At 68.4% G+C, this 13,002-nt stretch carries 8 protein-coding genes; 2 read left to right on the top strand and 6 right to left on the bottom strand.

The window, feature by feature from the left end; genetic code table 11:
* Positions 1-3: 3 nt before the first annotated feature.
* From E5S69_RS16465 to E5S69_RS16440, 6 genes are all read right to left on the bottom strand, one after another.
* The gene (locus E5S69_RS16465; RefSeq protein WP_171515732.1) at positions 4-1,614 is read right to left on the bottom strand and encodes an ABC transporter substrate-binding protein; all 1,611 of its coding nucleotides are present in this window, start codon (positions 1,612-1,614) and stop codon (positions 4-6) included.
* Between the two features lie 58 nt (positions 1,615-1,672).
* The gene (locus tag E5S69_RS16460) at positions 1,673-2,461 is read right to left on the bottom strand and encodes an IclR family transcriptional regulator (RefSeq protein WP_171515731.1); all 789 of its coding nucleotides are present in this window, start codon (positions 2,459-2,461) and stop codon (positions 1,673-1,675) included.
* An 89-nt stretch (positions 2,462-2,550) separates the two neighbouring features.
* Complete coding sequence (locus tag E5S69_RS16455; protein WP_171515730.1) at positions 2,551-4,284, bottom strand: AMP-binding protein; 1,734 nt, start codon at positions 4,282-4,284, stop codon at positions 2,551-2,553.
* Between the two features lie 48 nt (positions 4,285-4,332).
* Positions 4,333-7,668: a carboxyl transferase domain-containing protein gene (locus tag E5S69_RS16450; protein WP_171515729.1), complete on the bottom strand. Its 3,336-nt coding sequence runs from the start codon at positions 7,666-7,668 to the stop codon at positions 4,333-4,335.
* 357 nt (positions 7,669-8,025) lie between these two features.
* Positions 8,026-10,086 (bottom strand): methionine--tRNA ligase, encoded by a 2,061-nt coding sequence (gene metG / locus E5S69_RS16445; RefSeq protein ID WP_171515728.1) that lies wholly within the window; start codon positions 10,084-10,086, stop codon positions 8,026-8,028.
* A gap of 287 nt (positions 10,087-10,373) precedes the next feature.
* Positions 10,374-11,012: an OmpA family protein gene (locus E5S69_RS16440; RefSeq protein WP_171515727.1), complete on the bottom strand. Its 639-nt coding sequence runs from the start codon at positions 11,010-11,012 to the stop codon at positions 10,374-10,376.
* 327 nt (positions 11,013-11,339) lie between these two features.
* Between E5S69_RS16440 and apbC the strand changes: the two genes are divergently transcribed.
* Complete coding sequence (apbC, locus tag E5S69_RS16435; RefSeq protein ID WP_171515726.1) at positions 11,340-12,428, top strand: iron-sulfur cluster carrier protein ApbC; 1,089 nt, start codon at positions 11,340-11,342, stop codon at positions 12,426-12,428.
* A 16-nt stretch (positions 12,429-12,444) separates the two neighbouring features.
* Entirely contained in the window at positions 12,445-12,978 is a 534-nt protein-coding gene (locus E5S69_RS16430) for a DUF3305 domain-containing protein (RefSeq protein WP_171515725.1), read from the top strand.
* Positions 12,979-13,002: the final 24 nt, after the last annotated feature.

Below are 13,002 nucleotides of genomic sequence, written 5' to 3'. Positions count from 1 at the left end.
GCATCAGTGCTGCTTCCAGCTGACTTCCTGGAACGCGCGCCAGTAGTCGCGGATCGGCCACGGCACGTAGTCGATCTTGTTGTCGCGCCAGGCAAAGGTCACCAGCGGGCGGTAGGTCGGCAGGCCGCCCAGCACGCGCTCCTGCTTGAGGCGCGCGATCTGCTGCAGCAGCGCGGTGCGCGCCGCGGGGTCCATGGTCTGGCGCTGCTTCTCCAGCAGCGCGTCGACCTCGGGGTCGCTGGTATAGGAGTAAGTGCCCCAGCCGCCGCCGGCCTGGTAGCTGTGCAGGTGGCCGGACCACGCCAGCCCCGGATCGCCAGGCAGGCCCTGCGACCACATCCAGCTGAGCACGCCGTCCATCTCCGGCGGCCCCGAGCGGCCGCGCTTGCCCAGGCTGATCCACGCGCCGTATTCCAGGTTGCGCACCTGGCAGCGGATGCCCACGGCGCTCAGGTAGGCGTACATGGCTTCGCCGACTTCCTTCACGCCCGGCTCGCGCGGCGTGGTGAGGTTGTAGCAGGGCGTGTCGAAGCCGTTGGGGTAGCCGGCCTGCTTCAGCAGTTCGCGCGCGCGCTTCTGGTCGAAGGCATAAGGCTTGAGCGCGGGATCGTAGCCGTTGGAGCCCTTGCCCACCTGCGCGTAGCGCTCGCCCTGGCCGAACAGCACGCGCTTGATGATGGCGTCGACGTCGATCGCATGCGCGGCCGCCTGGCGCACGCGCACGTCATGGAACGGCGACTTCGGCATCTGCGTGTTGAAGTTCAGGAACAGGTTGTTGCCGCTGACCAGCGTGACGGTCTTGACGCCCGGCATTTTCTTGAATTCCTCGACCATCGAAGGCGGCACGTTGTCGATGAAATCGACCTTGCCGGTCTTGAATGCCGCCACCCGGGTCAGGTCCTCGGGAATCACCTTGATGGTCAGGTCCTTGATGCCCGGGCGCTTGTCCTGGTTCCAGTAGCCGTCGAAGGCTTGCAGCTTCAGCTCGTCCTTGACCGTGCGCGAGACGAACTTCCATGGCCCGGTGCCCACTGGCTTCCGGGCGAACTCTTCCTCGCCGACCTTCTGGATGTACTTCTTGGGCATGGCCCACAGCTGCATGTTGCCGACGATGAACTGCGCGTCCGGCTCCTTGAAATGCAGCCTGAAGCGGTGCGCATCAACTATCTCGAAGCGCTCGACCGACGACACGTAGTGCGAGAAGAAGCTGCTCTTGGGATCGCGCTGGCGCTGCCACGAGAACTCGAGATCCTCGGATGTCAGCGGGTCGCCGTTGTGGAAGCGCACACCCTTGCGCAGCTGCACGTCCAGCACCGGCTTGCCGTCCTTGCCGGTCTCCAGCTTCCAGCTTTGCGCCAGCCAGTTCTCGTCCTTGAGCGCGGCATTGCGGCGCACCAGCATCTCGAAGATCTGGCCGACAAAGTAATGGTCGACGCCGGCCGAGATCTTGACCGGATCGAGCGTGGTCGACTCCGCGCCGAAGGCGACCGTGAGACTGCCGGTGGCCGGCGCCGGCGCGCCGTGGGCCGCGGGCACGATGGCCGCGGCCAGCACGCCGGCGAGGATGCCGGCGAGCGGACGGTGGCGCGCGGCGACGGTCGGTTTCACTTGCATGGTGCTCCTCCTGTGGCGCCGTCTCGGGGCGGCGCTGTGGTGTGGATAACGGGTGCGCTCAGCGCGGGAAGCTGCTCTCCAGTTGGCGCACCACCTCCAGCAGGCGCGGCCGCACTTCCTCGAGCAGGAATGATGGCGACAGCCGGAACGACGGCCCGCCCACGTTGATCGCCATCGGCGGCATGCCCTGGCCGGGCTCGAAGCCGCGCGCGATGCCATTGACATCGGCCTGCCACTCGCCCATCGAGCAGGTCACGCCCAGGCTGCCGTGATCGGCAAGCGCCTGCTCGATGCCCTGGCGCAGCCGCGGCCAGGCCAGGTCGTCGACGTCGCGCACCTGCTCCATGAAGGCTTGCCGCTCGGCCTCGGGCACCACCGCCAGCCAGGCGCGGCCGATCGCCGAGGTGGCCACCGGAATGCGCGAGCCGGTATCGAGCGTCAGCGCAATCGCGGCGCTGCTGCGGCAGTGCTCGACATAGATCATCGAGAAGCGGTCGCGCGTACCCAGCGACACCGTGCCGCCGGAGAAATCAGCCAGCTCCTGCATCAGCGGGCGCGCCACCTTGCGGATATCCAGCCGCGACAGCATGGCGCTGCCCAGCCGCAGGCAGGCCGTGCCCAGGCGGTACTGCTGGCTGCCCTCGGCGCGCGCCAGGTAGCCCAGCCGGGTCAGCGTGGAAGTCAGGCGCGAGACGGTGGACTTGGGCAGCTGGCAGCGCCGTGCGATTTCCTGGTTGCGCAGCGCGCGGTCGCTGGTGCGGAAGCACGCCAGCACCTCGAGGCCGCGCGCCAGCGCGGTGACGAAATGGCGGTCTTCCTTGATGGTGCCGGTGGATCGATCGTGCATGGCCGATGGCTCCGTGGGGGCTCCGTGGGTGGCGCCGAGGCGCGTGGCATCCGCGCCGGTGCTGCAAGACAGAGGGGTAGCGCTTGCGCTCAGCCGCCGGCCTCGGTGTCCAGCAGGGCCTGCAGCTCGACCTTGCGCACCTTGCCGGTGGCGGTCAGCGGAAACTCCGGCAGGATGCGGACTTCCGGCACCTTGTAGACCGCCATCTGCTCGCGGCACCAGGCTTGCAGCGCGGCGGCGGTGGTGCCGTCGGCATGCTCGGGACGCAGGCGGATAAAGGCCACCGGCACCTGGCCCTTGTCCGGGTCGGGGCGGCCCACCACGGCCGAGCCCAGCACGGCCGGGTGGCGCGACAGCAGCACTTCCAGCTCCGACGGGAACACGCTCATGCCGCGCACCTTCAGCATCTCCTTGCGCCGTCCCAGGAAATGCAGGTAGCCGTCCTCGTCGTAGGCGCCGATATCGCCGGTGCGGAACCAGCCGTCGCGGAACACCTCGGCATCCACCTCGGGACGGCCCCAGTAGCCCTTGAACAGCGACGGCGTGCTCACCACGATCTCGCCTTCCTCGCCGATCGGCAGCACCGCGCCGGTGTCGAAGTCGCAGATCTTGATGCGCGTGCCCGGCACCGGCAGGCCGACGAAGACCGGGCGGCCGCGCAGGTCGAGGTCGTCGGCCTGCATGCCGGTGGTGAAGGTGTCGCTGGTGTGGGTTTCGGTCATGCCCCAGGCGCCTTCGGCGATGATGCTGCCGGTCAGCGCGTGCCAGCGCTGGCGGATGTCGGGCGTGATCTTGCGGATGAACGAGGCCGCGCGCGTATGCTGCAGCGAGCGCAGGTCGTAGCGGCCGCAATCGGGGTGGTTCATCAGCTCGACCGCGTTGTCGACCACCACGAAGGTGCGGTTGACGCGATAGCGCTCGATCGCGGCCATCACCGCGAGCGGGTCCCAGCGCGCCAGCAGCACCACGGTTGCGCCGCTGAAGATCGGGTAGATCAGGCCCAGGTTCTCGCCGGCGATCCAGAACATCGGCAGGAAGTTCAGCATCACGTCGTCCGAGCCCTCGGCCAGGCGTGCCGCGTCGACCCCGCCGGTCAGCGCGTACGAGGCCGCCGCGGTGTAAAGCATGTCGCGCTGCGTGTGCATGCAGCCCTTGGGCAGGCCAGTGGTGCCGCCGGTGTAGTTGAGCGCCGCCAGCGCGTCGAGGTCCACCGGCGGCAACGCCACCGGTTCGGTCCCGCGCAGCGCCTGCAGCAGGTCGATGGCGCCTTCCACGGCCAGCGCGGGCGCGTCCAGTCCGGCCGGCAGCGGCAGGTCAGGCTGCGCCGGCAGCATCGCGCCGGCGCTGATGGTGTAGACCGCTTGCACTGGCGTCTGCGCGCGCACCGACATCAGCAGCGGTGCCAGCTGGTCCTGCACGACGATGGTGGCGGCGCCCGCATCGTTCAGCTCATAGACCAGCTCGTGCTCCTTGAAGAGCGGGTTGACCGGCACGTACACCGCGCCCAGCTTCAGGATGGCGTAGAACACCACGTGGAACTGCGGGCAATTGCCCATCATCACCGCCACGCGGTCGCCCGCACCCACGCCGCGGCCCTTGAGCAGCGCGGCACAGCGCTCGGACAGTTCGTCGAGCTCGGCATATGTGACGGTGGTGCCGTACCAGACCAGCGCTGCATGGCCCGGGCGCTTGCGCGCCCAGGCGCGCAGGTAGTCGCCCAGCGGGGCCTCGCCATGGGGATAGACCGGTGTGTCGGGCAGGCCGGCGGGCCAGATCTTGCGATGCCGGGCTTCCAGGTCCGCGAAGAACGCCTGTTCGTTCATCTGCTGTCTCCTCTTGCTGTCGCTCTGGTGTGGTGTCTGCCGCCGCGCCTACCAGGCGTCGACGAAGGGGCGTATCGGTCGCTGCGAGCGCTGCGGGTCGGCGGCGCCCGCGTCGAGTCCGCTGACCAGCCACTGCCGCGTGGCAGCGGGATCGATCACCGCGTCGAGTTCCAGCGCCGCCGCGGCGTTGATGGCATGGCCTCGTTCGTACATCTGCGCCACCAGTTGCTGGTACAGCGCATCGCGCTGCGGCCCGGCCGGCAGCGCTTCGAGTTCCTTGCGGAAGCCCAGCCGCACCGCGCCCTCCAGCCCCATGCCGCCGAACTCGCCGGTCGGCCACGACACTGTGAAGCTTGGCGCGCGGAAACCGCCCGCGGCCATCGCCATCGCGCCCAGCCCGTAGCCCTTGCGCAGCACCACCGCCAGGAACGGCACGCGCAGCTTGGCGCCAATCACGAACATGCGCGACACGTGGCGCACCTGGGCGCGGGCCTCGACCTCAGGGCCCACCATGAAGCCCGGCGTGTCGATCAGCGACACGATCGGCAGCCCGTGCGCGTTGCACAGCTGCATGAAGCGCGCGGCCTTGTCGGCGGCGTCGGCATCGATGGCGCCGCCGAGGTGGCGCGGATTGTTGGCGAGCAGGCCCACCGGCCGCCCTTCGATGCGCGCCAGCGCGGTGTGGATGCCGGTGCCGAAGCCCGCGCGCAGCTCCAGCACGCTGCCTACGTCGGCCAGCGCCGCGATGGCGGCACGGGTGTCGTACACGCGCAGCCGGTTTTCGGGCACCACGTGGCGCAGCGCGAGCGGGTCGGGCGCCTGCCAGGCTTCGACCCGGCCCTGGAACATCGACAGATAGTGCTTCGCTGCGGCCACGGCCGCGGCTTCGTCGTCGACCAGCAGGTCGGCGACGCCGTTGTGGTACTGCACCGCGGCCGGTCCGATGTCCTCGGGCCGGAACACACCCAGGCCGCCGCCTTCGATCATGGCGGGACCGGCCATGCCGATGTTGGCGTTGCGCGTGGCAATGATCAGGTCGCAGCAGCCCAGCAGCGCGGCATTGCCGGCAAAGCAACGCCCGGATGCGATGCCAACCACCGGCACTTCGCCGCTGAGCTCGGCGAACGCCCCGAACGATGGCTGGTACAGGCCGGCCACGGTGGGGAAGTCGACATCGCCGGGGCGGCCGCCGCCGCCTTCGGCAAAGATCACCGTGGGCAGTCGGTTGCGCAGCGCCACTTCCAGGATGCGGTCGGTCTTGGTGTGGTTGCGCTTGCCCTGGGTGCCGGCGAGCACGGTGGCATCGTAGGCCAGCACCGCGCAGCGCGCGCGTTCCGGCGCGAACAGGCTGCCGTTGACCGTGCCGGTGCCGGTGATCAGGCCGTCGGCGGGCGTGTTGGCGATCAGGTCGGCCTCGCTGCGCCGGCTGGCCTGCGCCGCCAGCGCCAGGCCGCCGTACTCGCGGAAGCTGCCCGCATCGCAGAGGTCGTCGACGTTCTCGCGCGCGGTGCGCTGGCCGCGCGCGCGGCGGCGCGCCACCGCCTCCGGGCGGGCGGCGTCGTACAGGAAGGCATGGCGGTCCAGCACGCGCTGCAGGTCCGGGCGGATCGCCGCGGGGTCGGCGTATTCGGCTTCGCCGCCGTCCTGCGCGCCGGCGTCGGCGGGCTCCAGCACCAGCATCACCTGGCCCTCGGCCACCTGCTCGCCGCATGCGCTGCGCAGGTCGAGCACGCGGCCGGCGTGCTCGGCAACGATGGCATGTTCCATCTTCATTGCATCGAGCACCGCCACGGTCTGGCCGGCCTGGACCACGTCGTTCTCGCGCGCCAGTTCGATCACGCGGCCGTTCATCGGCGCGCGCACCGCGCACAAGCCTTCGCCCAGTTGCTCGTCGAAGCTGGCGGTGCTGGATGGCGCCGCCACCGGAGCGGCCGCGCCGGCGCCCGCCAGGGCTTGCCGTGCCGCGTCCTGCGCACCGATCTGCGCGGCGCGTTCCAGCAGCGCGGGCAGCGCGGCTTCCATATAGCGCGTATGCACGCGCTGGGCGGCAAAATCTTCGCGCTCCGCTAACGCGCGCAGCAGGTCCAGGTTGGTGGCGATGCCGGCGATATTGAATTCGGCCAGCGCGCGTTGCAGGCGCCGCACCGCGTCGGCGAAGTTGTCGCTGGCGGAGGTGACGATCAGCTTGGCCAGCAGCGTGTCATAGTGCGCGGATGGCGCGTAGCCGGTATAGCCATGGGTGTCGACGCGCACGTCCGGTCCCGTAGGTGGATCGAATCGCTCCAGCCGGCCTTGCGCCGGGCGCGCCAGCCCTTGCGCGTCCGTGGCCTCGGCATTGACGCGCACCTGGATCGCATAGCCGCGCATGCGCGGCGGATGCTCGGGGTCCAGCCCCAACTCGGCCAGGCGCCGGCCCTCGGCCAGTCCCAGCTGGATGGCGACCAGGTCGACGCCGGTGACCTGCTCGGTGACGGTGTGCTCGACCTGCAGGCGGGGGTTGGCTTCGATAAAGACAAAGGGCAGGTCGGCGCCGGCGCGGTTGCCGTCCGCCGGTTCTTCGACCAGGAATTCGAAGGTGCCGAGGCTGCGGTAGCGCGCCTCGCGCGCCAGCGTGCAGGCGGCCTCAACGATGCGCTGGCGCATTGCCGGGGCCAGCGCCGGGCTGGGCGCGATCTCCACCACCTTCTGGAAGCGGCGCTGCAGCGTACAGTCGCGTTCGCCCAGCGCGATCACGTTGTCGCCGTCGCCGGCGATCTGCACTTCGACATGGCGCGCGCGGGCCACCAGACGCTCGGCGTAGAGGGCATCGACGCCGAACGCCGAGCGGGCCTCGGAGCGGCAGCGCGCATAGGCTTCAGCCAGCGCGTCGCGCTCGCGCACCACCCGCATGCCGCGCCCGCCGCCGCCGCCGACGGCCTTGAGCACCACGCCGGCGCCGTCCTGTTCGTCGAAGAACGCCGCCACCGCGTCGAGCGTGGCGCCGCCCGGCGTGGCCGGCATCACCGGCACGCCACAGCGGGCCGCCAGCGCCAGCGCGCGGCCCTTGTCGCCGAACAGGGCCAGGTGCCCGGGCTCGGGGCCGACGAAAACGATCTGCGCCGCTGCGCAGGCGTTGGCGAAGTCAGCGCGCTCGCTGAGAAAACCATAACCGGGGTGGATGGCATCGCAACCGGTGGCACGCGCGGCGGCGATCATGGCAGCGATGTCGAGATAGGCCGCCGCCCCCTCGCCCGGCAGCGCGACGGCTTCGTCGGCCAGCAGGCGGTGACGGCTGTTGGCATCGTCGGCGGCGTAGACGGCCACGGTGGCGATGCCGAGATCGCGGGCGGCGCGCTGCACGCGCAACGCGATCTCGCCACGATTGGCGATCAAGAGCTTCTTCACAAATGTCCCCTTCCATGCGAAGCGGCGGCACGCAAGCGCGCGAGCGGGTTGCGTCGCCGGCTTCTTGTTTTTGTGGTTTGTGATTCTGCGAGGTGGAATCTACGCGGCAAGCCAGGGGGTCACAAGCGCGATGCGCCGGAACCATGTATGACATGCCGCGTGTGCATAGAGCGGGGGATAGGGGGGAATTTAGCGCCGTGCTGTTCTGCATTGCAGAATTCGGGCGACTCAGGCGGGCGCGTGGTCGCGCCGTCAGGGGCGGGGCGGCGATTCGCCGCGATCGAACCCGCGTCACGGGCGTGCCGCGGGATTGCGGCCCTCTCCCGCACTGCGGAAGAGGGAACCGCGATAGAACGATCAGCCGATGCGCATGCCCGGTACCGCGCCGCTGTGCGGCTCCAGGATATACAGGCCGGGCGCGGCCTTTTCATCCGCGGCCGAGGCCGCCAGCACCATGCCTTCGGACACGCCGAACTTCATCTTGCGCGGTGCCAGGTTGGCCACCACCACGGTCAGCTTGCCCACCAGTTGCTCGGGCGTGTAGGCGGACTGGATGCCGGAAAACACATTGCGGGTGCGGCCTTCGCCCAGGTCCAGCGTCAGCTGCAGCAGCTTGTTCGAGCCTTCCACCTTCTGGCATTCGACGATCTTCGCCACGCGCAGGTCGATCCTGGCGAAGTCATCGATGGTGATGGTGTCGGCAATGGGCTCGATTGCGGTTGCGGCGGCGGCCGGTGCCGCGGCCGCCTGCAGCGATTCGCGGTTGGCGGCCAGCAGCGCGTCGACCTGCTTGGCATCGACGCGCGTCATCAAATGCTGGTAGGGCTGCACCGGGCTGGCGGCCGACAGCTGCTTGTCGATAGCGCGCCAGTCCAGCGGCTCGACATTCAGGAAGCGCTCCACACCCGCGGCCACGTTGGGCACCACCGGCTTCAGGTAGATCGTCAGCAGCCGGAATGCTTCCAGCGAGACCGAGCACGCCGCATGCAGCGCGGCGCGCTTGCCGTCGTCCTTGGCCAGTTCCCACGGCTTCTCGGTGTCGACGAAGGCATTGACGCCATCGGTCAGCTCCATCACCAGGCGCAGCGCCTTGCTGTACTCGCGGCTTTCATAGAGGTGCGCCACCTGCGGCGCGGCCTGGCGCAACTGTTCCAGCAGCGGATGGGCCAGCGCGGCTTCGTCGACCTTGCCGTCGAAGCGCTTGACCAGGAAGCCCGCGGCGCGGCTGGCGATGTTGACGTACTTGCCGATCAGGTCGCTGTTCACGCGCGCGATGAAGTCGTCGAGGTTCAGGTCGAGGTCTTCCATGCTGGCGTTGAGCTTGGCGGCGAAGTAGTAGCGCAGCCACTCCGGGTTCATGCCGGTGTCGATATAGCTCTGCGCGGTGATGAAGGTGCCGCGCGACTTGCTCATCTTGGCGCCATCCACGGTCAGGAAGCCGTGGGCGAACACATTGGTCGGGGTGCGGTAGCCCGAGAAGCGCAGCATCGCCGGCCAGAACAGCGTGTGGAAGTACAGGATGTCTTTGCCGATGAAGTGGTACTGCTCGGCGGTCGAGTGCGGGCCGACCCAGGCGTCGAAATCGATGCCGCGCTGCTGCGCCAGGTTCTTGAAGCTGGCGTAGTAGCCGATCGGGGCGTCCAGCCACACATAGAAGTACTTGCCCGGCGCGCCAGGGATCTCGAAGCCGAAGTAGGGCGCGTCGCGCGAGATGTCCCAGTCGGACAGGGTCGAGGCCTCGCCCTCGGCGCCGAGCCATTCCTGCATCTTGTTGGCGGCTTCCGGCTGGGCCAGGTCAGCCACCCACTCGCGCAGGAAGCTTTCGCAGCGCGGATCGGACAGCTTGAAGAAATAGTGGGCCGACGACTTGCGCACCGGCGTGGCGCCGGACACCACCGAATAGGGGTTCTTCAGGTCGGTCGGCACATAGGTGGTGCCGCATACCTCGCACGAATCGCCGTACTGGTCCTTGGCGCCGCACTTCGGGCACTCGCCCTTGATGAAGCGGTCGGGCAGGAACATGTTCTTGACCGGGTCGTAGAACTGCTCGACCTCGCGCTCGGCGATCAGGTCCTCGGCTTTCAGGGCCAGGTAGATCTTTTCGCACAGTTCGCGGTTTTCCTCGGCGTCGGTGCTGTAGTAATTGTCGAACGACACCAGGAAGCTGTCGAAATCGCGCTTGTGCTCGGTCCAGACGCGGTCGATCAGCGCCTTGGGCGTGATGCCTTCCTTTTCAGCACGCAGCATGACCGGGGTGCCGTGCGTATCGTCGGCGCCGACGTAGTAGACCTCGTTGCCCATCATGCGCTGGAACCGCACCCAGATATCGGTCTGGATGTACTCCACCAGGTGGCCGATATGGATCTGGCCGTTGGCATAAGGCAGGGCGGATGTGACGAGGATGCGACGTGCGGTCATAAACAGGAGCCGGTCAGGAGCGGGGAGATCGTGGGGACGGCGTCAGCCAGGGCGGGCGGACGCGTGCCGGGAAGGGGCTATTTTAACAAGTGGCCGGCCGCCGCGCGGTGGTTCCGCATCGCGGAATGGGGAGCGTGCCGAAACCGCGCGGGCAAAAAAAAGCGCCGGTCAGAGCCGGCGCAGCTTTCCACAACGGAAAAGGAGGAGAAATCAGGTACCGCCCGGGAGGTCAGCCACCCATCGCGAGCCAGCAACGGTGGCAAGCGGCACCTGTTTCTATGACAGGGTCACCCTTGGATTGGTTTCAAAAAAATTTCGACGCGGCGATTTTGTGCCCGTCCGGCCTCGGTCGCGTTGTCCGCCACGGGCTGGCTTTGCCCGCGGCCTTCGGCCGACAGGCGGTTGCGAGCGACGCCGCGGTCACCCAGGTAGCCCGCCACGCTCTGGGCGCGGCGTTGCGACAGTTGCATGTTGTAGTTGGGGTTGCCGGTGCTGTCGGTATGGCCCACCACGTTGGCGCTGACGTCCTGGTGCTGGCCCAGGGTCTGCGCGACCTGGTCGAGCACCGAGCGGAACGACGGCTTGATGGAGGCGCTGTCGGTGTCGAAGGTGACCTGGCTGGGGATGTTCACCTTCAGCGAGCCGTCCGGCTGTTCGGTGATCTGGGTGCCCGTGCCCGCGGTGTCCTTGTTCAGCTTGCCGCGGATCGCGTTCCAGTTGTAGCCGGTCGCGCCGCCGATGGCACCGCCGACCGCGGCGCCCACCAGCGTGCCGGTGGTATTGCCGCCGATCAGGTTGCCCAGCCCCGCGCCGACCGCGGCGCCGACCCCGGTACCAACCGCCGTATGGGTTTGCTGTTCGGTGGCGCAGCCGGCGGCCAGCAGCGTGGCGGCGGCGAGAGAAACGGTAACGAGCTTGATGTTCATGCTTTCTCCTTCTGATGTTCCCGTAAATGTTCTTGGTACCGCATCGCGATGGTAACGCCAAGGCGCAAGCGGCAGGTAACCCATAGTGCGCGTCAGCCCCGGGACGGCGGAGGTGCCGCGGTGCCGGGCCGCCAACCGCACTACAATATGGATATGGCGGCGCGCGCACAAGTGCAAGCTTGTGAGATTTGTAAATGTCTGTAATCCCCCACCTCGCGGAGGGAATTGCGCGCGGATTTCCGGCGTTCATGGCCGGTGCTTCATACTTTGATACATTAGACGCAGGCCATCCTGCGCCCGTCCCCACCTATCCAAGCGGAGTTTGTCTTGAGCGTCAGCACTGAGCAGGTTACCGAAGCCCTGCGCACCGTCATCGACCCCAATACGGGCAAGGACCTGGTGTCCACCCGCTCGGCCAGGAATATCCGTGTCGACGGCGGCGAGGTATCGCTGGAAGTTGAGCTGGGCTATCCCGCGAAGAGCCAGTTCGATCTGATCCGCAAGCTGGTGGTAGCCGCGGTCCGGCAAGTGCCGGGCGTCACCAATGTCAGCGTGGCGGTGACCATGAAGATCGTCGCCCACGCGGTGCAGCGCGGCGTGAAGCTGCTGCCTGGCGTGAAGAACGTGATCGCGGTGGCGTCGGGCAAGGGCGGCGTGGGCAAGTCGACCACCGCCGTCAACCTGGCGCTGGCGCTGGCTGCCGAAGGCGCGCGCGTGGGCATGCTCGACGCGGATATCTACGGCCCGAGCCTGCCGATGATGCTGGGCATCGACGGCCGCCCCGAATCCGCCGACGGCCAGACCATGGAGCCGCTCGAGGGCCATGGGCTGCAGGCCAACTCGATCGGCTTCCTGATCGAGCAGGACAACCCCATGGTGTGGCGCGGCCCGATGGTTACCTCGGCGCTGGAGCAGCTGCTGCGCCAGACCAACTGGCACGACCTGGATTACCTGATCGTCGACATGCCGCCCGGCACCGGCGACGTGCAGCTGACGCTGTCTCAGAAGGTGCCGGTCACCGGCGCGGTGATCGTCACCACGCCGCAGGACATCGCGCTGCTGGACGCCAAGAAGGGCCTGAAGATGTTCGAGAAGGTGGGCATCCCCATCCTCGGCATCGTCGAGAACATGGCGGTCTATTGCTGCCCGAACTGCGGCCATGTCGAACATATCTTCGGCCAGGGCGGCGGCGAGAAGATGTGCGCCGACTACGGCGTGGACCTGCTCGGCAGCCTGCCGCTGAACCTGCGCATCCGCGAGCAGGCCGATTCCGGGCGCCCCACCGTGGTGGCCGAGCCCGACAGCCCGGTGGCCGAGATGTACCGCGCCATCGCGCGCAAGGTGGCGATCAAGGTCGCCGACAAGGCGCGCGACATGACCAGCAAGTTCCCCAGCATCGTGGTGCAGAACACCTGAGCACCAGACATCCGCCATGGACAGCCAGCCCACCCCCGACCTGCCGTCCCCCGGCGCCCGCCCCGCCGTCACCATGGCCGTGGTGATGCGCAAGGTCGTGCTGGCCAACCGCTGGCAGCCCTGGAAGTGGCAGCTGGACGCGGTGCTGCCTGACCTGGGCGAGTTCGGCACGCACCCGGTTTGCCTGGAGCACGATGCCCAGGGCGCGCGCTGGCTCTACCCGGGCTTCGAGGTGGAACTGTTCCGCGACCAGGGCGAAGGCTACTACCTGAACCTGACCTCGGCCACGCCGTGCTGGTTCGTGCTGTGGCGCATGCCCGAGGACGAAGGCGACGGCGACACGGCGCATCCGGTGCCGGTCACGGTGGCGCTGTCGTACAACGAGGCCGGGCGCTGGCTGGATGCCGGCGAGACCGTCGAGAACGTGCCGCTGGCGCCCGAGCAGCGCGACTGGCTGCAGGCTTACGTCAATGAACATTACCGGCCCGAGCCCAAGCAGCGGCGCCGGCCCGAATCCTTCAAGGCGCCGGAAGAGCGCGCCCGCTACTGACCACTGAACCGCCGAGAAGCGGCC

Source organism: Cupriavidus necator (assembly GCF_013141915.1).
In the GTDB taxonomy this organism is placed as follows: domain Bacteria; phylum Pseudomonadota; class Gammaproteobacteria; order Burkholderiales; family Burkholderiaceae; genus Cupriavidus; species Cupriavidus necator_B.
This window is presented reverse-complemented; position numbering and strand designations above follow the sequence as displayed.

Bases quoted from the DNA above. Each gene is read 5' to 3' on its own strand.
- E5S69_RS16465 (WP_171515732.1), bottom strand. From the start codon at position 1,614: ATGCAAGTGAAACCGACCGTCGCCGCGCGCCACCGTCCGCTCGCCGGC.
- E5S69_RS16460 (WP_171515731.1), bottom strand. From the start codon at position 2,461: ATGCACGATCGATCCACCGGCACCATCAAGGAAGACCGCCATTTCGTC.
- E5S69_RS16455 (WP_171515730.1), bottom strand. From the start codon at position 4,284: ATGAACGAACAGGCGTTCTTCGCGGACCTGGAAGCCCGGCATCGCAAG.
- metG (WP_171515728.1), bottom strand. From the start codon at position 10,086: ATGACCGCACGTCGCATCCTCGTCACATCCGCCCTGCCTTATGCCAAC.
- E5S69_RS16440 (WP_171515727.1), bottom strand. From the start codon at position 11,012: ATGAACATCAAGCTCGTTACCGTTTCTCTCGCCGCCGCCACGCTGCTG.
- E5S69_RS16430 (WP_171515725.1), top strand. From the start codon at position 12,445: ATGGACAGCCAGCCCACCCCCGACCTGCCGTCCCCCGGCGCCCGCCCC.